The 20,691-nt window shown below is 65.8% G+C and carries 18 protein-coding genes and 1 pseudogene; 8 read left to right on the plus strand and 11 right to left on the minus strand.

The window, feature by feature from the left end:
- Positions 1–11: 11 nt before the first annotated feature.
- From NP3_RS29200 to dnaK, 5 genes are all read right to left on the minus strand, one after another.
- Positions 12–1,181: an FAD-binding oxidoreductase gene (locus tag NP3_RS29200; protein ID WP_063044819.1), complete on the minus strand. Its 1,170-nt coding sequence runs from the start codon at positions 1,179–1,181 to the stop codon at positions 12–14.
- A 654-nt stretch (positions 1,182–1,835) separates the two neighbouring features.
- Positions 1,836–2,237 carry a heat shock protein transcriptional repressor HspR gene (locus NP3_RS29205; protein ID WP_063044820.1) on the minus strand — a complete coding sequence of 134 codons (402 nt, stop codon included), beginning with the start codon at positions 2,235–2,237 and terminating at the stop codon, positions 1,836–1,838.
- Positions 2,237–3,400: a molecular chaperone DnaJ gene (gene dnaJ / locus NP3_RS29210; RefSeq protein WP_063044821.1), complete on the minus strand. Its 1,164-nt coding sequence runs from the start codon at positions 3,398–3,400 to the stop codon at positions 2,237–2,239. The genes NP3_RS29205 and dnaJ overlap by 1 nt, the downstream gene beginning before the upstream one ends.
- Before the next feature lie 24 nt (positions 3,401–3,424).
- On the minus strand, positions 3,425–4,111 hold the full coding sequence (gene grpE, locus NP3_RS29215) for a nucleotide exchange factor GrpE (RefSeq protein WP_063044822.1): 687 nt from the start codon (positions 4,109–4,111) through the stop codon (positions 3,425–3,427).
- Entirely contained in the window at positions 4,108–5,955 is a 1,848-nt protein-coding gene (gene dnaK, locus NP3_RS29220) for a molecular chaperone DnaK (protein ID WP_063044823.1), read from the minus strand. Before dnaK ends, grpE begins: the two co-directional genes overlap by 4 nt.
- Positions 5,956–6,491: 536 nt before the next feature.
- Here dnaK and NP3_RS29225 point away from each other — a divergent pair.
- Positions 6,492–8,102 carry an FAD-binding oxidoreductase gene (locus NP3_RS29225; protein WP_063044834.1) on the plus strand — a complete coding sequence of 537 codons (1,611 nt, stop codon included), beginning with the start codon at positions 6,492–6,494 and terminating at the stop codon, positions 8,100–8,102.
- 2 nt (positions 8,103–8,104) lie between these two features.
- Here the strand turns inward: NP3_RS29225 and NP3_RS29230 are convergent, their stop codons facing one another.
- On the minus strand, positions 8,105–8,590 hold the full coding sequence (locus tag NP3_RS29230) for a MarR family winged helix-turn-helix transcriptional regulator (protein ID WP_063044824.1): 486 nt from the start codon (positions 8,588–8,590) through the stop codon (positions 8,105–8,107).
- Positions 8,591–8,706: 116 nt separating this feature from the next.
- Between NP3_RS29230 and NP3_RS29235 the strand changes: the two genes are divergently transcribed.
- Both NP3_RS29235 and NP3_RS29240 read left to right on the plus strand, forming a co-directional pair.
- A complete protein-coding gene (locus NP3_RS29235) occupies positions 8,707–10,410 on the plus strand; it encodes an MFS transporter (RefSeq protein ID WP_245721159.1) in 1,704 nt (567 codons plus the stop codon).
- 1 nt (position 10,411) lies between these two features.
- Entirely contained in the window at positions 10,412–10,708 is a 297-nt protein-coding gene (locus tag NP3_RS29240) for a hypothetical protein (RefSeq protein WP_063044825.1), read from the plus strand.
- Positions 10,709–11,028: 320 nt separating this feature from the next.
- Here the strand turns inward: NP3_RS29240 and NP3_RS29250 are convergent, their stop codons facing one another.
- Positions 11,029–12,456, minus strand: coding sequence for an MFS transporter (locus NP3_RS29250; protein WP_245721160.1), 1,428 nt, complete (start codon positions 12,454–12,456; stop codon positions 11,029–11,031).
- 81 nt (positions 12,457–12,537) lie between these two features.
- On the opposite strand from NP3_RS29250, the gene NP3_RS29255 reads away from it, so the two are divergent.
- Positions 12,538–12,975: a winged helix-turn-helix transcriptional regulator gene (locus NP3_RS29255; RefSeq protein ID WP_174566282.1), complete on the plus strand. Its 438-nt coding sequence runs from the start codon at positions 12,538–12,540 to the stop codon at positions 12,973–12,975.
- 89 nt (positions 12,976–13,064) lie between these two features.
- Positions 13,065–14,225, plus strand: coding sequence for a zinc-binding dehydrogenase (locus tag NP3_RS29260; RefSeq protein ID WP_063044828.1), 1,161 nt, complete (start codon positions 13,065–13,067; stop codon positions 14,223–14,225).
- Positions 14,226–14,228: 3 nt separating this feature from the next.
- Here NP3_RS29260 and NP3_RS29265 read toward each other — a convergent pair whose 3' ends face one another.
- Positions 14,229–14,843, minus strand: a complete 615-nt coding sequence (locus NP3_RS29265) for an NUDIX domain-containing protein (protein ID WP_218024956.1) — start codon at positions 14,841–14,843, stop codon at positions 14,229–14,231.
- 66 nt (positions 14,844–14,909) lie between these two features.
- On the opposite strand from NP3_RS29265, the gene NP3_RS29270 reads away from it, so the two are divergent.
- Positions 14,910–15,182: a helix-turn-helix domain-containing protein gene (locus NP3_RS29270; RefSeq protein ID WP_063044829.1), complete on the plus strand. Its 273-nt coding sequence runs from the start codon at positions 14,910–14,912 to the stop codon at positions 15,180–15,182.
- Between the two features lie 3 nt (positions 15,183–15,185).
- Here NP3_RS29270 and NP3_RS29275 read toward each other — a convergent pair whose 3' ends face one another.
- The gene (locus tag NP3_RS29275) at positions 15,186–15,827 is read right to left on the minus strand and encodes an HhH-GDP family DNA glycosylase (protein WP_063044830.1); all 642 of its coding nucleotides are present in this window, start codon (positions 15,825–15,827) and stop codon (positions 15,186–15,188) included.
- 21 nt (positions 15,828–15,848) lie between these two features.
- Here NP3_RS29275 and NP3_RS50720 point away from each other — a divergent pair.
- A pseudogene (locus NP3_RS50720) lies at positions 15,849–16,064 on the plus strand (helix-turn-helix domain-containing protein); the annotation flags it as partial.
- Positions 16,065–16,405: 341 nt separating this feature from the next.
- Entirely contained in the window at positions 16,406–16,537 is a 132-nt protein-coding gene (locus NP3_RS51200; protein WP_281197580.1) for a hypothetical protein, read from the plus strand.
- Between the two features lie 886 nt (positions 16,538–17,423).
- Here the strand turns inward: NP3_RS51200 and NP3_RS29285 are convergent.
- Positions 17,424–18,977: a dynamin family protein gene (locus NP3_RS29285; protein WP_245721162.1), complete on the minus strand. Its 1,554-nt coding sequence runs from the start codon at positions 18,975–18,977 to the stop codon at positions 17,424–17,426.
- Positions 18,974–20,691, minus strand: a 1,718-nt coding sequence (locus tag NP3_RS29290) for a dynamin family protein (RefSeq protein ID WP_063044833.1), incomplete at its 5' end; no start/stop codon positions are given. The genes NP3_RS29285 and NP3_RS29290, both read right to left, overlap by 4 nt.

The following is a 20,691-nucleotide window of genomic DNA, read 5'->3' on the forward strand; positions in this document are numbered from 1 at the left end:
AAAGACACAGCTCAAAACAGCGGATCGTGGCGGATGTTCTTGGTCTGCGTTCCGGCGGCCATCAAGCGGAACTTGGTGGTCTGCACCATCGAGGGCGATCCGACGATCTGCACGTCCCGGTCGGACCACGAGCCGTAGCTCGCGACGACCTTGCCGATCTGGCCGGTCATCCGGGCTTCCAGCCCCGGCCAGGTGTGCTCCGGCTCGCCGGAATCCAGGTACCACCAGGGGTTTTCATCGCTCTCGGTGACCGGCGTGACGGTGAGCCATTTATTGGCGGTGGCCAGTTGGCTCAGGATCTCCAGATCGTAGAGGTCACACGGGTGGTGGCCGCCGACGAACAGATGCACCCGCGGATTGACGCGCCGCTGTGCCATCGCCATGAGCTGGGCGCGCAGGGGTGCGATGCCGGTACCGCAGCCGACCATCAGCATTTTGCGTTTCACATTGCGCGGCACGCCGAGTCCGCCGAGCGGTGAACCGAGCAGCCACTGGTCACCGATATCGGTGTGGCCGACAATGGCCGGACTGACCCAGCCGCCGAGCACCCCGCGGATGTGGAATTCGATCTCCCCGTTCGCATTCGCGGGCACCGCCGGGGACATATAACGCCACATGCGCGGCCGAGCCGGGATCTGCACGCTGATGTACTGGCCCGCGGCGTATTGCATCGGCTGATTCAACTGCAGCCGCACCACGGCGAGATTGCGCAGCACCTCGCGGCACTCGACGACGGTCCCGCTCCAGACCGGCGGCGCCGATTCCTGTTCGGCCGCGCCGATCATGGTGTCGCCGATGATCTTCAGGCCCTCGTCCCAGGCCCGGTCGACCTCGTCGGTCCACATCTCGGTGCCCGCGAAGATCCGCATCGCGGACTTCAACGAGGTCGCCACGGCGGTGTAATGCGCGGCCTGCACCCCGTACTTGCGGTGATCGCGCCCGAGTTGGGCGAGGAATGGCAATAACTTATTCGGCTCCTCGAGCCGATCCAGCGCGTAGGAGATGGCCTTGACCAATCTGTCACGCTGGGAATCCATCGCTGCGGGGAAGAAATCCCGGACGGCGGGATAGTCCGTGAACAGAATTGCGTAGAACGAACTGGCTAGCTTGGCCGGACCCCCCTCCTCCGCAGCAACCGCCTTGAACGTCGTTCTTATCAAAGCGACGGTCCGCGAGTCCATTTGTGTCACAACCCCTTTTGCACTCGAACACAAACCCGTGCCGGCGAGTGAAATGCTGCGGGACACTCGACAGCAGCCGATGCGTAACGAGTGTAGGCGAGGTTTGCCAGCCGTGGTATCAGTCGCATAAACATCACGCATGTAATTCCCCGGAAACGAGGTGCCGCACTACGAAAACCCTTGAAAACAAACCGAAAGAACGAACACGACGGCGAAATCCGGCATATATTCACCGAATTCGGAAGGCCCCGTTTGCAAGATTCATCCCATTCGTAATCCCGGAGCGATCGCGCGGCAACCCACGATACGGGACCGCCCGTCCGGCTCGAGCAAACCGCAGGCGTAGGCCGACCTGGCGACCGACGGAATCGGGGGCCCGCTCCGGCGCATTGTTTGCTGCGGCAAGGGCCACAGCAAACTTCGCAGCTCGGCACATCGTTGGCAACCCTGCCGAACCACCTGCCGACGCCCACGAGGGGCTGAACCGGTGGTCGGGTAATGAAACCCGGTTCCGGAGTTTGCTCGAGCACTGCCAGCGATTATTCGAGTCCGCAACCCGATTCGGCGTCGCGACATAACACATTCATTATCGGCACGAAATGACAAAAGGCTCCGGGCTCGGCCGAAACCGAATCCCGGAGCCTTTCGCGCTTATCAGCGCCTATTGCGCGGCTTCCACACCACCAGTGCGGTACTGCGTTGCGGCGGCGCGAGATCGGGGCGATACCCCGTGCGCAGCCGATCCAGCTCGGCCGATATCTCGGCGACGCGCTGTTGCAGTTCCTCGACCTGATTGGTGAGTTCGATGATGCGCTTGATGCCCGCCAGATTGACGCCCTCGTCCTGGGATAGCCGCTGCACCTCGCGGAGCAGCTCGACGTCCCGTGCCGAGTAACGTCGACCGCCACCCGAAGTCCGTTGCGGCGTAACCAGTCCGAGGCGGTCATACGTGCGCAGTGTCTGCGCGTGCATTCCCGCCAACTGGGCCGCCACGGAGATCATGAAGAACTCCGCCCGCGACGCCCCGCCGGACGCCTGCTTCGGATTATCGGACATCACGCACCTGCCCATCCCGCACGTGGATCGAACCCGCTGGTCTTCTCGGCCTCCGCGTAGCGCTTGAGCGCCTCGGCGGCATTGTCGTCCAGCTTCTGCGGCACGGCCACCTTGACGGTGACGAGCAGATCGCCCGCCCCGCCGCCGGGACCGCGCTTGGGCACGCCACGGCCGCGCACCCGCAGGATGCGACCGTCCGCGGTACCCGGGGGCACCTTGACGCCGACGCGCCCTTCCAGCGTGGGCACGGAAACCGTTGTGCCCAGCACCAATTCACTGTAACTGACCGGCAGTACCAGCGTCAGGTCGTCGCCGTTGCGGCCGAAGACCTTGTCCTGGCTGACGTGCACGGTCACATAGAGGTCACCCGAGGGCGCACCACGCAGTCCGGCCTCGCCCTGTCCGGCCAGCCGGATCTTCTGCCCATCGCTGACACCAGGGGGAATCCGCACCGTGATGGTGCGGGTCCGATTCTGGATGCCGCTGCCGTGGCAGTCGACACACGGATCGTCGATGATCGAACCGCTGCCACGGCATTCGTCGCACGGCTCGCTGAAGCCGAACGCGCCCTGGTTGCGGCTGATCACGCCGTTGCCATTGCAGACGGGGCAGACTCGCGGACTGGTCCCCGGCTTGGCGCCGCTGCCGTGACAGGTCGTACACGGCGACGGACTCGTCATCCGCAGCGGAACCGTGACACCCTGTGCGGCCTCGCGGAAGCCGAGGGTCGTCTCGGTCTCCACATCGGCGCCGCGGCGCGGACGGCTCGCGGTGCGCGCCCCGCCCCGGTTGAACAGGCCGCCGAGCAGGTCACCGAGGCCACCGTCGCCGGCATTGGCCTGACCGAAGATGTCCCCGATATTGAAGTCCTGCGAGAAGCCGCCGCCCGCACCGGGAGTGAAGCCACCGCGCCCGTATCCGCCACCGGCGAACAGCTTTCGGGTCTCGTCGTATTCCTTGCGCTTGGCCGGATCCGACAGCACGGCATGCGCCTCGCTGACGGATTTGAACCGCTCCTCGGCCTTGGTATCGCCGGGATTGGCATCCGGATGCAGGTCACGGGCGAGCTTGCGGTAGGCCTTCTTGATCTCGTCCTGCGAAGCGCTGGAGGAGACACCCAGCTCCTTGTAGAAGTCCTTTTCGATCCACTCCCGTTGGCTCACCGGGCATCTCCTCCTCTCGGGTTCCTATTGGTTGTTCGCATTGGCATCAGCATCCGATGCCTCTTCTTCGACCAGATCGGCCACGCCATCGGTTACCCCGACGAGCGCGTGCCGAAGCACTCGATCGCCGAACCGATAGCCCTTGCGCATGACAAGGCCGATCACCGGATCGTGTCCGGAGCCCTCGTGCTGCACGGCTTCGTGCAGGGTCGGGTCGAAAGGCTCACCCTCCGTACCGAATTCCTGCAGCCCCTGCTTGTGCAGCGCGTCGGCGAGCTTATCCGCGACCGACTTGAGCGGTCCGGCATCGAGATCGCCGTGCGCCCGCGCACGATCGAGATCGTCGAGTACACCGAGCAATTCGGAGACCACGGCCGCCTTGGCCGAATCGATGGTGGCCTGGCGGTCCCGCTCGACCCGACGCCGGTAGTTGGCGTATTCGGCGGTCAGCCGCTGCAAGTCGGCGGTGCGCTCGGCCAGTTCCTTGGTGATGGCCTCGGCCAGGATCTCGGCACCCTCATCGGAACCGATGACGGGTTCGGTGCCGTTCCCGGCTTCGGGACCGGGCCCGGCGGCAGACTGTTGTGCCGCCGGTTCCCGGATTTCACCGGCCTGCGCCGTCTGGTCGCTCCGCGGGCTCCGCTCCTGCGGATCGATCTTGCGATTGTCGACGAAGGTGATCGGCTCCTGTTCGGAGTTTCCGTCGCTCACTTCTTCTCCGTGTCGACCGGCTCGTCAACGACCTCGGCATCCACGACCTGGTCATCGCTCGCGGAGCTCGACGCGCCGTTGCCGGACGCGGCCTGCTCGGCGGCCGATGCCTCGTAGATCGCCTGACCCAGCGCCTGCGACTCGGTCGCGAGCTTCTCCACCGCGGACTTCACGGCCGCGATATCGGTGCCCTTGAGCGCCTCGTTGGCCTCGGCGATGGCCGCCTCGACCTTGGTCTTGACGTCCGCGGGGACCTTGTCCTCGTTCTCCTTGATGAACTTCTCGGTCTGGTGCACCAGCGACTCGGCCTGGTTGCGGGTCTCGGCCTCCTCGCGGCGGGCCTTGTCCTCGGCGGCGTGCGCCTCGGCGTCCTTGACCATCCGGTCGATCTCCTCCTTGGACAGGCCGGAGCCGTCCTGGATCTTGATCGTGTTCTCCTTGCCGGTGCCCTTGTCCTTCGCGGTCACGTGCACGATGCCGTTGGCGTCGATATCGAAGGTGACCTCGATCTGCGGCACACCACGCGGGGCCGGCGGGATGCCGGTCAGCTCGAAGGAACCGAGCAGCTTGTTGTGCGAGGCGATCTCGCGCTCACCCTGGAACACCTGGATCTGCACCGACGGCTGGTTGTCGTCGGCCGTGGTGAAGGTCTCCGAGCGCTTGGTCGGGATGGTGGTGTTGCGCTCGATGAGCTTGGTCATCACGCCGCCCTTGGTCTCGATACCCAGCGACAGCGGGGTGACATCGAGCAGCAGGACGTCCTTGACCTCACCCTTGAGCACACCGGCCTGCAGTGCGGCGCCGACGGCGACGACCTCGTCCGGGTTCACGCCCTTGTTGGGCTCCTTGCCGCCGGTCAGCTCGCGAACCAGGTCCGAGACGGCGGGCATACGGGTCGAGCCACCGACGAGCACGACGTGGTCGATATCGGCGACATTGATGCCCGCGTCCTTGATCACGGACTGGAACGGCGCGCGGGTGCGGTCGAGCAGGTCCGAGGTGATCTTCTGGAATTCGGCGCGGGTCAGCTGCTCGTCGAGGAACAGCGGGTTCTTGTCGGCGTCGACGGTGATGTAGGGCAGGTTGATCGAGGTGCTCTGCGACGAGCTCAGCTCGATCTTGGCCTTCTCGGACGCCTCACGCAGGCGCTGCATGGCCATCTTGTCCTTGGTCAGGTCAATGCCAGCACTGGCCTTGAACTTGTCGACCAGCCAGCTCACCACACGCTCGTCCCAGTCGTCACCACCGAGATGGTTGTCACCGGAGGTGGCGCGGACCTCGACGACGCCCTCGCCGATTTCCAGCAGCGAGACGTCGAAGGTGCCGCCACCGAGGTCGAAGACCAGGATGGTCTGTTCCTTGTCGCCCTTGTCCAGGCCGTACGCGAGCGCGGCCGCGGTGGGCTCGTTGACGATGCGCAGCACGTTCAGACCGGCGATCTGACCGGCCTCCTTGGTGGCCTGGCGCTGCGAGTCCTCGAAGTACGCGGGCACGGTGATGACCGCGTCGGTGATCTCCTCACCCAGGTAGGCCTCGGCGTCCCGCTTCAGCTTCATCAGCACGCGCGCACTGATCTCCTGCGCGGTGTACTTCTTGTCGTCGATGGCCACCGACCAATCGGTGCCGATGTGGCGCTTGACCGAGCGGATGGTGCGGTCGACGTTGGTGACCGCCTGGTTCTTGGCGGGCTGACCCGTCAGAACCTCTCCGTTCTTGGCGAACGCGACGATCGACGGGGTGGTGCGCGATCCTTCAGAGTTCGCGACGACGACCGGCTCGCCGCCTTCGAGAACGGCGACGACCGAGTTCGTGGTCCCGAGGTCGATTCCGACCGCACGAGCCATGGTGGTTCCTCCTGTGTCCATTTCGGTATGAGCGGGGCACTGCGTGGTTACGCAAGCTGCCGCCTCCGTGCCTGACCTCTCATACCGGGTTGACGTAACTTCTTGTGTCGGTGCTGGGTAATCGCGGTCTTCGGGCGATCTACCCGCTCTGCGACATCCGCCCGGGTCAACCGGGTCGGGTGCCGCGAGACCTCGCCCCAAGCACCTCACGGAGCACGGTCCCAGCAACGCTGAGCGTGGTCGGCTCAATCCTGCACCCATTCGACACCGGGCGTCAACTGAAACTTGAGCCGAGCACACTCAACACTGTCGAACAGCTCAACCGACGGCCCACGCTGTTCTATTCCCGATGCAGGAAGAAAGGGCCGTTGCCCGCCATTCTTGTCAGGCCCCGATGCCCGAGCCGGAATCGTTGACCACTTGTGATCCACAGCGAACTGCCCCGATTCCGTCCACCCCGGGGTGGGTTGCCCGTGGATCCGGTGGTCCACGAGGATGGCGGTGACGGCGGCGTCGATCCGCCGAAAGGAGTGGATGTGCCGACGAAGACGCGGTCCTGGTGGGGCTGGGGCAATGTCGAGGACGCGGTCGTCGGCGCGGAGCGGGAGGCACTGACGGCGCGGGTCGCGGCGATTCTGCCCGGTGCGGATCTCACATCACACGAACCGCCGTCGGTCGAATCGCTCGGGCTGCCCGAACCGCGGGTGAGCGCACCGGATTCGCTCACCGAACTGGTGTCGACGGATCGGGCCGATCGGGCGGCGCACGCGCACGGGCAGGCGTTTCGCGATGTGGTGCGCAATCTGCTCGGCGAGGTGCGCAATGTGCCGGACCTGATCGTCCGGCCGCGCACGGAGGGTGAGATCGTCGACGTGCTCGACTGGGCCGCCGGGGCGAATATCGCGGTAATCCCGTTCGGGGGTGGAACTTCCGTGGTCGGCGGGGTCGAGCCGAGATTGCCCGCTCGATCGACCGGATTCGCGGGGGCGATCAGTCTGGACCTCGCTCGGCTCGATCGGGTGCTGGAGATCGATCGCACCAGCCGGGCGGCGCGAATTCAGGCCGGAGTCTTCGGCCCGGCGCTGGAGGATCAACTGCGCGGCGCGAATCTGACGCTGCGGCATTTTCCGCAGTCTTTCGAATTCTCCACACTCGGCGGCTGGCTGGCCACCAGGGCCGGTGGACATTTCGCGACGCTGTACACCCATATCGATGACCTGGTCGAATCGATGCGAGTGGTAACCCCGACGGGCACAAGCGAATCGAGGCGGCTGCCCGGATCGGGGGCTGGGCCGTCACCGGATCGGATGTTCCTCGGATCCGAGGGGTCACTGGGAATAATCACCGAGGCGTGGATGCGCTTGCAGGACCGGCCGCGTTGGCGCGCAACGGCTTCCGCGCACTTCGACGACTACACCCAGGCCGTGGCCGCCACCAGGGCCATCGCGCAGTCCGGCCTCTACCCGACCAATTGCCGACTACTCGATCCGGCCGAGGCATTTCTCAATGCCGGTGCCGCGACGAGCGGCGGTGTGCTGGTACTCGGATTCGAATCCGCCGATCACCCCACGCGCACCCGGATGGAACGCGCGCTCGAGCTGGTCGCCGACCACGGCGGCACTCTTCCCGAACCCGCGCGCTACACCGAATCGACCGAGCGCCGAGGAGGTTCGGGCGCGGCCGACACCTGGCGTTCGTCATTCCTGCGGATGCCCTATCAACGCGACGCCCTCGCGGCCCGGTCGATGATCACCGAAACCTTCGAAACCGCCTGCACCTGGGACAAATTCGACAATCTGAAGGCAGCGGTGACCGAGGCCGCGAACGCCGCCATCCGATCTGTCGGCGCTACCGGCGTGGTGACCTGTCGCTTCACCCATGTGTACCCGGACGGTCCGGCGCCGTATTTCGGCATCTACGCCGCAGGTCGCTGGGGCAGTACGCTCGCGCAGTGGGATGACATCAAAGCCGCTGTCTCCGAGGCACTCTCAGCTGCGGGCGGGACCATCACCCACCATCACGCGGTGGGCCGAGACCACCGACCGTGGTACGACCGCCAGCGCCCCGACCCGTTCGCGAATGCGTTACGGGCGGCCAAATCCGCGCTGGATCCGGCCGGAATCCTCAATCCCGGCGTGCTGATCTGAGCTCAGCACTTGTCCGGTGAGCGGGCCAGGCCCGGATGAATGCCCGGGATGAGTCCGTTCGACGCCGCGGTGCGCTGCAGAAGGTCGACCAGGGTGGCGCGCTCGTCGGGTTCGAGCGCCGCCGTGACATCGGCGTCCAATCCGGTCACGATCGCCTCGGCGCGGGTGAGCAGCTCGTGCGCGGCCGGGAGTAGATACACCGCGTGGGCGCGCCGGTCGGTCGGATGTTTGCGTCGCTCGACGAGTCCGCGCTTCTCCAGTTCATCCACCAGCCCGACCATCACATTGCGGTGGATCCGCTGCGCCTCGCACAGCTGCTGCTGCGATTGGCCATCGTTGGCACTCAATATTCGCAGCGTGCCGTAGTGGCGTGGGCTGATGCCGAGCGGCGCGAGCAGGTCGGTGAAGCGCGCGGCGACATGGAACCCGAGCTGACCGAGCAGGAAGGCGGGGTGCTCGGACAGCGGCACGAAGGTCGGTTCGGTCACTCGTCTAGCATACCCCGATCAACGCACGCTTAGTGATTGCACACTTGATTGATAATCACTTCACGTGCATAGTTTGAGGTGTCGTCCTACTCCACCGATCCGAAAAGAGCCTTCTCGTGGATACCGACATCTCTCCGGGCGCAGACGCGCCACTCGACCCGCGCCGATGGATCGCCTTCGCGGTCGTGCTGGCCGCGGGGTTCATGGATCTACTCGACGTCACCATCGTCAATGTCGCGGTACCGAGAATCCAGACCGATCTGGGCGCCCAGTATTCGCAGATCGAATGGATCATCTCGGCGTACGTGCTCGCCTTCGCCGCGGTGCTCATCACCGGCGGCCGACTCGGCGATATCTACGGCCGCAAGCGGATCTTCCTGATCGGCATGACCGGATTCACGCTGGCCTCGGCCGCGTGCGGCTTCAGCTCGGATCCGACCATGCTGATCACCTCGCGGTTCGTCCAAGGCGCGATGGCCGCGCTGATGGTGCCGCAGATCCTCGCCATCATCCGGGCCACCTTCCCGCAGGAAGAGCGCGCCAAGGCCATCGCGATCTATAGCGGCGTCGGCGGCTCGGCCTCCGCGGTCGGCCTGTCACTCGGCGGACTGCTGGTGCAATGGAATCTGTTCGACCTGGACTGGCGGCCGATCTTCCTGGTCAATGTGCCGGTCGGGATCGCGGCGCTGATCGCCGCGACCATCGTCATGCGGGATTCACGCTCGGCGGCCACGCCGCGGCTGGATCCCATCGGCATGGTGCTGGCGATCTCCGCGGTGCTGCTGCTGGCATATCCGCTCACCGAGGGCCGCCGATTGGGCTGGCCCGCATGGACTTTCGTCATGATGGCGAGCGCCGCGGTGGTCTTCGGCGCGTTCGTCGTCTTCGAGCGGCGGCGGGCGCGCACCGTCGGATCCCCGCTGATCGATCTGGAGCTGTTCCGGTCCCGCCCGTTCACCGTCGGGCTCGCCAGCTGGCTGCTGTTCTGGATCGGGCTCGGCGGGTTCTTCCTGATCTGGACGCTGTTCATGCAGGCCGGGCTGGGCTGGTCGGCAATGCGGGCCGGGCTCACGGCGGTTTTCTTCGCGGTCGGCGCGGGCATCGGGGCCGGGGTTTCGGTGAGTGTGCTCGCGCCGCGGTTCGGGCGCATCGTACTGGTCGCCGGTGGTGTGGTGAATGCCGGTGGATTCGCGCTGTACGGGTGGCTGGCCGCGCATTACGGTGCGCCGATCGCGTCATGGCAGATGGTGATTCCGCTGATCGTCACCGGTGCCGGATTCGGCATGGTGGTCGCGCCGACCATCGACCTGCTGCTCGGTCAGGTGCCCGCGCGTGAGGCCGGGGCGGCGTCCGGACTGCTCAATACCGGACAGCAGCTCGGCACCGCGCTCGGTGTCGCACTGGTCGGCGTGGTCTTCTTCGGTCAGCTGGACCATGACTCGACGCGCGGAGTCGAGGCGGTCACGCCGCAGGTGCGCAGCGAACTCTCGACGATCGGCCTTCCTGAACCGGCACAGGACCAGATCATCGCGAATTTCCTCGCCTGCGTTCACGATCGGTCGGCACAGGTGGATCCGACGGCGGTACCGGCCAGCTGCCAGAGCTCCGATGCGGGCAATTACGCTGTGGCACAGGTACTCACCGATGCGGGCGAACGGGCCAATGCGGTGAATTTCGCCAACACCTTCCGCTACACGCTGTGGTACGGCATCGGCCTACTGGCCGTCATGTGCCTCGGCTTCCTCGTGCTCCCCAGGGATGCACGGCTCGAGCAGCACGAAATCGATGATCCTCTCGAACTGGTACCGACAGGAGCCTGAGATGAAAGTACTTGCCGTCGGGCGCGGACAAGCCGTCGTCGACACCGCCACCGAATTGCTGCGGGCCAATGGTTATGCCGCCGTCGGTACCATCGCCGACGCCGAGGCATTGCGCGTACTCGATACCGGCGAGATCACCAATTTGATCATCGGTGGTGGCGTTGAACCGAATTCGCGTGCGGCACTGAAGCGGAAAGCGGCCGACCGGCACGTCACCGTGCACGAGGCCGAGCGCGGCGGTCGCGGTATCGAGGATTACCTGAACGAGGTGGTCATCCCGACGCTGGATCGTCAGTAGTAGCCAAACGGCGGTTCCCGCACCCCCGCGGGAACCGCCGTCGTCAGCCGAATTACCGAGTTGACCGCCACATTCGGCTTCGCAGATCGGTACCGCGGATGAGCTGAATGCGCCAGGGCGTCAACCGGAAAACGTGCAGCTTCGGGTCGTGAATACCCTGCCAGAACTGACCGAGCGGATAACCTGCTCCGGCGGGACTGGTTCGTTGGTACAGATCCCAAACATGCTGTCGGGTGGTGAGATCGCCCAGTGAAACCCATTGCGCGACCGCGTCTGTGTGCACCGTGTTCTGGCGCGGGGTCCAGTAGGAGAAGGTAGTTTCAGGCGCGCATGAGCTGATCTGCGGCGGAGCCGTAGGGCGCGGTCGTTCTGCGCAGGCCGAACAGGGCGATCACCGCTGCCAGTGCGGCGGTGACTACGGGAACGACGAGCGCGGTTCGCAGGGCAGTTATCTCGGAGCCGACCGCCGCGACGTTCACCGCGGTCACGGCCGAAATGCCGAGGGCGAAGCCGAATTGGAAGGCCGTGTACAGCAGGCCGCCGACCAGGCCCTGATCCTGTTCCGCGATCCCCTCGGTGCCCGCGATGGTGAGTGGCCCGTAGACGAGCGCGAAGGCTACACCCAGCAGGAACATCGCCGGGAACATCGCGACATAGGTACGGTCCAGATCTGTCGGCAGGAACAGCGCGTAGGCGAGCACCGCGAGCAGCACGCCGCCGAAAACCACTCGGGCATTGCCGAATTTGTCCACCAGTCGCGGTGTGAGCAGCGGCGCGAGTACCGCGTCTACCCCGATAACTGCCATGGCCAGGCCGGTTTGCACCGGCGGCCAACCGCGCAATTCCTGGAAGTACAGGGTGGCCAGGAATTGGAAACCCGCGAACGATCCGACGAATAGCAGCGCGATCACGTTGGTGCGCACCAGCGTTCCCGATCGCAGGATGCCGAGCCGAACCAGCGGGTTCGCCGAGCGGCGTTCGTTCACGACGAACAACACGAGCAGTAGCAGGCCCGCGGCGAATACCGCGATGGTCAGCGCTGGCCCCGCGCTCGGATGTTCCAGCCGCACAACGCCGTAGACGAGCAGCAACATCGCGCCGGTGATGCCGAAAGCACCGGGCAGATCGAAGCCTCCCGAAATACGTTCGGGCACAGCGGAATCACGTAAGAGGACAATCGCCGCCGCCAGAATCAGCGCGGAGAGCAGGACCGGCGCGAAGAACACCCAACGCCAGCCGAGCGCGGTGAGCAGCCCGCCTGCCACCATGCCGAGGGAGAACCCGCCCGCCGCGATGCCCGCGTAGACGAGCAGCGCCTTATTGCGCGCCGGTCCCTCGGCGAAGTTGGTGGTGATCAACGACAAACCGGCCGGGGCCATGAAGGCCGCGGCGACCCCGGTGACGAAGCGGGCCGTCAGCAGCATCCAGCCTTCGGTCGCCAACCCGCCCAATCCCGAGAACATCAGGAATACCGTCAGCCAGAGCAGGAACATCCGCCGCCGCCCGAGCAGATCGGCGGCGCGACCGCCAAGCAGCATGAACCCGCCGTAGCCGAGAACATACGCGGAGACGACCCCGCTCAGCATGCCGGTGGACAGGCCGAGATCGGCGCGGATCGACGGCAGCGCGACATTCAACATCGCAACGTCGATGCCCTCCAGGAAGATCGCGCCACACAGCACCGCGAGCACCGCCCAGGCCCGGGCGGACATTTCGGTGAAGATCGTCGCGGGTCTCGAATACGACATCGCATGACTCCCAATAGTTACTGATAGTGAGGTCAGTTCCCTCTTGATACCGAGGTTGAGTCTTCGGCAGAATCGGTGACCATGGAAGAAGGCACTTCGAAGTCACCCGGTCACTGCGGGGATACCGAGGCGGACTACGACGTTCTCCAGTGGGATACCCGGGTCGACTGCGAGGTTCGCCAGATCCTGGACCGGGTGGCCGATAAATGGTCGCTATTGGTCATCGCGCTGCTCGAGCAACGGAGCCTGCGTTTCACCGAACTCAAGCGCAAGATCGATGGCGTGAGCCAGCGCATGCTCACCCGCACACTGCGGCATTTGGAGCGTGACGGGCTGATCGAGCGCACGGTGTATCCGACGGTGCCGCCACGGGTGGATTACGCCCTGACCCCGCTCGGCATCAGCCTGCACACCACCATCAAAGCGCTGGTGGTCTGGACCGAGACCCATCAGAACGCGATCGCCGCGGCCCGTAATTCCTACGACCGTCGGACGCTGGAAACCGAAGCGACGGTCTGACTCGGACCCGCATTTTCTTCCCGCACGGCAAGTAGGGTGGCGATAACGGGAGGTTGCGAGCCGTCCCGACGCGATCCGAGGAGTTCGTTATGAGGGCCGCCGTCGTCACCCATACCAAGTTTTCGGTGGAGGATTTGCCGACACCGACGCCCGGACGCGGGCAGGTGCTGATCAATGTGTCGCGGTGCGGCATCTGCGGGTCCGATCTGCATGCCCGCACCCATGCCGACGAGATGGCCGAGTTGGCCGCACGCACCGGATACGACCAATTCATGCGCGCGGAACAGAGTGTGGTGCTCGGACACGAATTCAGTGGCGAGATAGTCGATTACGGGCCGGGCTGCCGCAAACGCTGGCGCACCGGTACACCCGTGGTGGCACTGCCGATCGTGCGCCACGACGGCGCACCGCAGCTGACCGGGCTCTCGACGGCCGCGCCCGGCGCGTATGCCGAGCAGGTGGTGGTGCAGGAATCCATGACGATGCCGATCCCGAACGGACTTTCGGCCGAACATGCCGCACTCACCGAACCGATGGCCGTCGCCTGGCACGCGGTACGCAAGGGACGCGTCGGCAAAGGCCAGACTGCGTTCGTAATCGGCTGTGGTCCAATCGGTTTGGCTGTCATCAGCATGCTGAAGGCGTCGGGCGTGCGCACGGTGGTCGCCAGTGATTTCTCCCCGCGCCGTCGCGAACTCGCCGTCGGCTGCGGCGCCGATCTCGTCGTCGATCCCGCGACCGAATCCCCCTGGGAGGCAGCGCCGAAGCGCAGGCAGATCAACGGTGTCACCGATATTCTCAGCCTCGGTTTCGACACCATGGAACGACTGCGCCGCGTCCCGAATCTGCCCTGGTGGTACGTCTTCCGGCTGGCGCACTCACTCGATGCGGGTCCGGCGGGTCCGGTCGTCTTCGAATGCGTCGGGGTGCCGGGCATTATCGATCAGATCCTCGCGGCCGCGCCGCCGCTGTCGCGCGTTGTCGTGGTCGGCGTCTGTATGGAGACCGACCGCTTCCAACCCGCGATGGCCATCAACAAGGAAATCGAACTTCGCTTCGCCTTCGGCTACGACCCGGGTGAATTCCGCGACACGCTGCATATGATCGCCGACGGGAAGGTCGATCCGGCCCGCTTGATCACCGGCACCGTCGGGCTGGACGGTATCGAAAATGCGTTCACCGCGCTGGCCGATCCGGAACAGCACGCGAAGATCCTGATCGACCCGGCCAGTACGGCGACGACGCCCTGACGCTCAGCCGAGGTGCCGGTCGCGATCGGGCTGCCGATCGAGCCACGATGGCGCCGCGGTGTCCGGATAGCTGAGCGCTGGTTGGCCGTGCTCGAGGTAGACGGCGTGGCCCTCCATGCGGGCACGGAAGGCCTGCCAGACGCGGCGGCACAGCTCGGGTCGGGCGAAGGTGTCCACGGTGTCGACCCGAACCCACTGCCAGCGGTCCAGTTCGCTCGCCCGCAGTTGAATGGCCGATTCGTCGCCGAGTTCGCCGCAGTCGAAGATGTAGAGGATCGTGTCGCCAGCGGTTTTCTGTGCCCAGTCGTGCACGAGCAGGCGCTGCGGCGGGCGGTCGAGGCCGAGTTCTTCGCCGATCGCGCGGCGACAGGCCGCTGCCGGTGATTCGCCGGGTCCGACAATGCCGCCCGGAATGTCCCAACCGCCCCGATCGACCGAATGGACGAGCAGCACGTCCTCGCCGCGCACGAATAGCGCCCCCGCAGCCAGTCTCACCTGGGCGAACGGTTTCGCGTCAGGGTCCGACATCACCTCACGACCTTCCTTCGCCGGGTCCGGAAATACGCGGGTTCGGCGGAGTTGCCGCCGTTTGACCGCACCTGCTGCGACGATGGGCACGGTCTCTCCACTTGTACACCAGCAGCGCACATACGTCCTCGAACAGCTCGAGAAGGTGGGCTAAGCATGGCCGAGAAGATCTTCGACATCGTGTGGGATGCGATCGACGACATCCGAGGCGACGTCGAGAACATGCGGCTGCGGTCGCAGTTGATATTCGAACTGACCGACCGGATCGCGGCCCAGGGCTGGAGTCCGGACGCCGCCGCCGAGCACCTAGGCGTGACCGCCGCGCGGATCTCCGATCTGCTCGGCGGCCGAACGCAGCTGTTCAGCCTGGACGCGCTGGTCAATATGATCGCCGCGGCCGGTCTTCGGGTACAGGTGCTGATCACCTGAGCCTCAGGTGGCGGCGAGCACCTGATCGGCGATCTCGCGATCCAATGCGACCCGCACCAATGCGGCGGCCAGGTCGGCGGTGTGGTTTTCGGGGGCCAGATCGGCCAGGCGGTCCGGATCCTGCGGAAGCCGGACGCGTTCGGCGCCGCGCAGCGCGCGTTCGTCGAAATGCGGACGGGCCCAGGTCCATACGTCCTGGACTTCGCGTAAGAAGATATCGCTGCCGGTCGGGCCGATGCCCTGGAACTGTTGCAGCAGTTCGGCGGCACGGGTCGGCTCGTGCTCGGCTTCGTCGGCGAGTTTGCGCAGATCACCGTCGTAGCGGTCGAGCACGCGAGACGCGTTGGCGCCCAAGCGTGACGCCGTACTTTCGTCGTAGCGCTTGTAATGGGCGCGCCCGAGTGCGTCGACGAGTTCCTGCCAGTCGGCGTCCGCGACCCGGTTAGGGGTGCGATATCCGGTGCTCACCAGTTCCTTGGCCGCGGCGACGGCGATATCGGCGGAAATCCGGGTGCTGAGCAATTCGGCGAGCATGAGCAGTTGGAACAGCGGAGCGGGTTTATCGGCCAGGGTGATGCCGGCCTCGGCCGCGTAGCCGGTGCCCGCCCGGTCCAGCAAAGCGTTCACCACATCTTTTTGAGTCATCGGGAAGCTCCTGAGGTCGATATGCGGGGCGTACCCAAAGGTCGCGGGTCCACACGCTGCGGATATGCCCGGTGCGGGGTCGATCGTGGCAGCGCGGCGAATCTGCTGGCGTATGGCACGCGGCCTGGTCCAGGTCCCCGCCTCCGGGAGCTACGCAAATACGCGGGACTCTCTGGCGGCGCGCTGGCCGCGCTGACGGGGTGGCACTCCTCGAAAGTTTCTAAGATCGAAAGCGGCAAGCAGACTCCGGCGGAGGCCAACATCCGTATCGCGTGCCGCCACTGCAAGGCCGGACAGCAGATACCGGACCTGATCGCCACCTTGGGTAACGTCGATGACGCTACGTCGAGTGGAAACGAATCCGCTGGCATCCGGCACAGTGAGATCGCGGTCAGGCCGCGAAGCGACCGCGAATCGCGGCGAGCTGATCTGCCTCCATCGCTGCCCACCCGACCCGCACGATCAACGTGATGAATGCTTCGATGCCAAAGGTCAACTCGCGCACCCTTGCTGCTTCGTCTGGGCTGCCCTGAGTCCCCCCGGGATGTCCGGAGTCTCCGGACTCACCGGGGGGATTCATGTCCCACAAGCGTTTCGACGGCAAATACGATGACAATTCCCCGCCCGCCTGGAACTGGACGCTCACCGACAAGGGACGTCGGGTACACCGGGACTTGGCCGATATCGCGGCACGCGGGAAAGCCTCATGACCAGTCGGCAAATCCTCGTTGCCGTGCGACCGCTGTGCAATAATGCGGACGCGGAACTGGCACACGCGTTGTGGCAGCAGCACCGCAGTTGCCACATCAGCCAATGCGTATGAAAAGCCGCAGCTCACCACACCCTCATCCTGACCGGCCGGGTGACCCCGCAGTCGATGAGCCCACGTGAACGCGCCGCCGCCAGAGGCATCGGACTACCCCGCCGGACCGGAAACCGACACACCCCCATCACCCGGCCCCGCACCACAAACGCTGCGCGAAGTGCTGAACAAGCTCGAATCCCTGGCACACGACACAAACAGCCCCACCAGTGTCCCGTCCAGATAGCTCGCCGCGTCTCAGGTCCGGCTCGCTCGCCGAGCGCAGTCGAAACGCGGCACGACACGCCCCCTACACCGCCATATAACTGCGCTCGACGGCTGCTCAGAAGCGGATCCGGCACACATTCCGCGACTCCTCCGTGGCATCGCCCACTCCCTCAACAGGATTCGCTCGCTGTTGGTCGGCCGATCACGTGGAACTGGTGGCGGCATCGGCCGAGAGAGCGCCGCTGTCAGTTCCACGTGATCACTTGTCCAGTAGTGCATCTCGGGTGGACGGCAGCGGGCAGACGATCATGGAATGTGTGCCAGAGCCTCAGAAGCTAGCTGGACGCGGCACTTGCAAGGATCCGCGCATCAGCGGGGTGGCCGGGCGCGAATCCGGTTCGTCGATAATCGAATCGCGCGCCGCTTCATCATCGACAGACTGTCCCAGCGATCCGGCAGAGTGCGGACGCTCGCGGTCCGAACTGTCGCGAAGGCAACGGCCCGACCAACACCGGCCCGGCGAGCTCATACGCCACATCAAGAGACAGCTGAACTCGCGCCGAGAATTACTCTGGCAACAGGCTCAAAGTTCCTTCGGCGCTGCGAGCCGCGGTGAGGCAGGCGGTGGTGGTGAACTGGTCGGCCAGGGGGTGGCGGGCGCGGGCACGCCATTTGCGCACGGCGGCCATGGCCTCGGCGCGCTGCATGGCGGGGTCGGTGCCGAAGGGCAGACCGAGTCGCAGATGCGGGGCGACGCCGGAGCCGCCGATCAGCCGGTGCAGTTCGGCGAGATCCGGTGCGGGCAGGGCCAACTCATCGGTGCGCAGGCGACCGAGGAGGCGGAGTTCGGCGAAACCGTGCACGTCGGCGAGCAGGGTGCGGACTCGGGGTAGCAGTTGGTCGGCGGGGGTGCCGGGGTATGCGGTCAGGACGCGGGCCAAGGCGGTGAGGGCCGAGTGCGCCTTGAGCTGGTCGGCGCGCTGTCCGAATTGGACATCGAGTACCGAGCGGAGTTCGTCCACACCGCTGCGGTTGGTCAATTCCGCTGCCAGCGAGGCGGAGTCGCGCACACCGAGGCGGATCAGTGTGACCGCCATGCGAATTCCGAACAAGCCGAAACGGGCGGCTAGCTGGGCGCGGAGTTCGGGCGGAACCGGGAGCGGAATATCGGGGCGGGCGAAGCGATCTGCTGACAGCAGTGCGGCGCTCAATTCATCGACCGGGACGCGGGCCAGCGCCTCGAAGGCGGTGAATTCCTGCTGACGCAGGGTCGCCGCGGCGAATGCGAGCAGACCGGCGACCGGAATTACCGCCTGGCACAGTCCCGTTCGCTCCAATTCGCCCGCGAAACGTGCCGCGACATCGCGAGCCGAATGCAGTGCGTCGATTCGGCCCGCCCCGATCTCGTCGGCACGCGAGACCACTCCGATAACACCCAGCGGACCCGAAATACCCTGCGCACCAGCGGTTCCGGCACCGACCTGTTCGAGGAACCGGACGTCGGCGTCGTCGAGCCGACGCAGCAGATAGACCACGGCGTCCGCACCCGGAATCGATACGGCCGCCATGCCGTCGGCGTCACCGGGCGTGAGCAGTCGCGCGGTCCGCAACGACACTTCCCGCGACAGCGAGGATGTGCCCGGGGTGTCGATGATGGTGGTATTCGCCAGTGCGGCGGCGGGCCACTCGACCTCGAGGTGGTCCACCTCGCGCGGGCCGGGCGCATTCCAGTTCAGTCGTTCCAGATCGAAGGTGAGCCCGTGCGTGCCGCTACCGCGGCGCACCACCACATTCGCCGTCGAGCCGTCCGGTGCGTAGGCCGTGACGCTCGGGGTCGAGCCATTGCGGTACCAGGTGACCACGCGCGTGCATTCGGTCGCATCGGTCGGGGCGATGTCCTGGCCGACCAGGGAGTTGAGCAGAGTCGACTTGCCCGCCTTCAACGAACCCGCCAGCGCCACCCGCAGCGGTTGATCCAGGCGGCGGGCACAATCGGCCAGCAGCGCACGCGGTCGCGGCTCGCGGGGGAATGCCTGCCTGGCCGCGGCGACCAGCTGATGCGCCTCGGCGACAATGCCGGGCGCCCGCCGAGCATCATGCCGGGTCACGTCTCTTCTCACGGGGTTACCGTACCGGCGGCCCCTTTCCACGGCGCGGCGATGGCAGGTTGCATAGCATCCGCATAGCGTCGCAGCTCGGCAACCACGTGCAGCTGCCGATCGAGCACCGCGCCGCGCTCGGTCCGGCGGGCCGTTTCCATATTCGCCGCCTCCTGCGCGGCCCGCAGCGAATCGTCGATGGAGCGCAGGCTGCGTTCGGCGACGCCGGTGTAGTGATCGCGCAGTGCCCGGTGGATGCGGTGCAGGCGGTCCTTGGATTCCTTGCCCGCCTGGAATGCGACGTCGTCGATGAAGCGCCGGATGGCGACCTTGGCCTCGTTGCGGCGCCGGGCCAGCCTGGCCTGCTTGTCATCGCGGAAAGCCTTGCCGCCCACCAGGACACCGGCGCCGATGGAGATCGGATTGAGCATCGCCAGCCCGGCGAAGGTGGTCGCCAGCCCGACCATCAGCACGCCGCCATAGGAGCCCCGCATGCCGACCAGAATTTTGCTGCCGAAGCCGATATCGGGCTCCAGATCGGCGAGGGTGCCCCCGCCTGCGCGGCTGTCCTCGGTGTGCAGACCGGAACTGACATCGGGCAGTTCGACCATGCCGATCTCGGTGAAATGCTCGGCGACCCGCTCCGCGAGTTCCACCGCGCGGGTATGCGTCCAGAGCAGGTTGTCGCCGAGGGCGGTGTCGATATCGCCGGTGAGCCATTCGGCGATCCGGTCCCAATGGCGGCCCGGATCGTGTTTATCGATCCACTCCTCACCGGTTCGGGCGATCTCGCGCAGGCGTTCGCGCAGATCGTGATCGACATCGCCCGCCAGATCGGTGATGCCGTCGGAGAGGGTCAGCTGCCAGGCCGAGGTGCGCCGATGCAGATCCTCGGCGGTGGTCTTCGCTATTTGCAGCTCACGGACCGCCATCGCGCCCTGGCGTGGATCACGCAGTGCGACCAGCTCACTGCCGAGCGCGAGCGCCAAATGCTCTGCGGCGGACTGGATATCGTGGGCTACCGCAACGAGGGTAGCGGCTTGATCGCGGGCTACCACCTGTTCGCGGAGGAACTGGTACAGCACACCGAAGCCGGATTCGGCACCCAACTGCTGATCTTGCAGAATCATCGCGTGCCTGCGCAGGACCGCGGAAACCGGGATAATCGGCACCTCGACTCGCGCTCGGCTCAGATGACCCTCGTCGGCCTGATGCACTTGGCGCCAATGCGGATACAGATCGATCTTGGTGAGTAACAGTGCGGTGGTCGGGCACAGTTCGCGGACCTGCCGGAGGAACGCCAGTTCCGGTTCGGTGAGTTCGGTGGAGGCGTCCGAGAGCACCAGCACCGCGTCGGCGGTCGCGACCAGGCCGAGTACGCCTGCCGCATAACCACTTCCGTGGCCACCGACACCCGGTGTGTCCACCAGGACGATGCCGTCGGCCAGCAGCGGATTCGGGAGCTGGATCTCGATGCGCAGCACCCGTCGGCCGTGTGCCTGCGGTGTGCGGACGTTGATCATGCCGATCTCGTCGACCGGCAACGGAACTCGCGCTTCCTCGGTTCCACTCGGACCGGCCAGCACCAGTTCGGCATACGGTTCGGGACCGTGGGCGAGCAAGGTCGGGACAGCGGTGGTCGCGTCATCGCCGACCGGGCAGATCTCCAGATTCAACAGCGCATTGACGAAACAACTCTTGCCCTGACCGAGTTGTCCGACGATGACGATGCGGC

Source organism: Nocardia pseudovaccinii NBRC 100343 (assembly GCF_001613225.1).
GTDB classification, from domain to species: domain Bacteria; phylum Actinomycetota; class Actinomycetes; order Mycobacteriales; family Mycobacteriaceae; genus Nocardia; species Nocardia pseudovaccinii.

Excerpts from the sequence above, each read along its gene's own strand:
- NP3_RS29250 (WP_245721160.1), bottom strand. The coding sequence starts at position 12,456 with ATGTCGTATTCGAGACCCGCGACGATCTTCACCGAAATGTCCGCCCGG.
- NP3_RS29255 (WP_174566282.1), top strand. The coding sequence starts at position 12,538 with ATGGAAGAAGGCACTTCGAAGTCACCCGGTCACTGCGGGGATACCGAG.
- NP3_RS29270 (WP_063044829.1), top strand. The coding sequence starts at position 14,910 with ATGGCCGAGAAGATCTTCGACATCGTGTGGGATGCGATCGACGACATC.
- NP3_RS29275 (WP_063044830.1), bottom strand. The coding sequence starts at position 15,827 with ATGACTCAAAAAGATGTGGTGAACGCTTTGCTGGACCGGGCGGGCACC.
- NP3_RS29260 (WP_063044828.1), top strand. The coding sequence starts at position 13,065 with ATGAGGGCCGCCGTCGTCACCCATACCAAGTTTTCGGTGGAGGATTTG.
- NP3_RS29205 (WP_063044820.1), bottom strand. The coding sequence starts at position 2,237 with ATGTCCGATAATCCGAAGCAGGCGTCCGGCGGGGCGTCGCGGGCGGAG.
- NP3_RS29200 (WP_063044819.1), bottom strand. The coding sequence starts at position 1,181 with ATGGACTCGCGGACCGTCGCTTTGATAAGAACGACGTTCAAGGCGGTT.
- NP3_RS29240 (WP_063044825.1), top strand. The coding sequence starts at position 10,412 with ATGAAAGTACTTGCCGTCGGGCGCGGACAAGCCGTCGTCGACACCGCC.
- dnaK (WP_063044823.1), bottom strand. The coding sequence starts at position 5,955 with ATGGCTCGTGCGGTCGGAATCGACCTCGGGACCACGAACTCGGTCGTC.
- NP3_RS51200 (WP_281197580.1), top strand. The coding sequence starts at position 16,406 with ATGTCCCACAAGCGTTTCGACGGCAAATACGATGACAATTCCCCGCCC.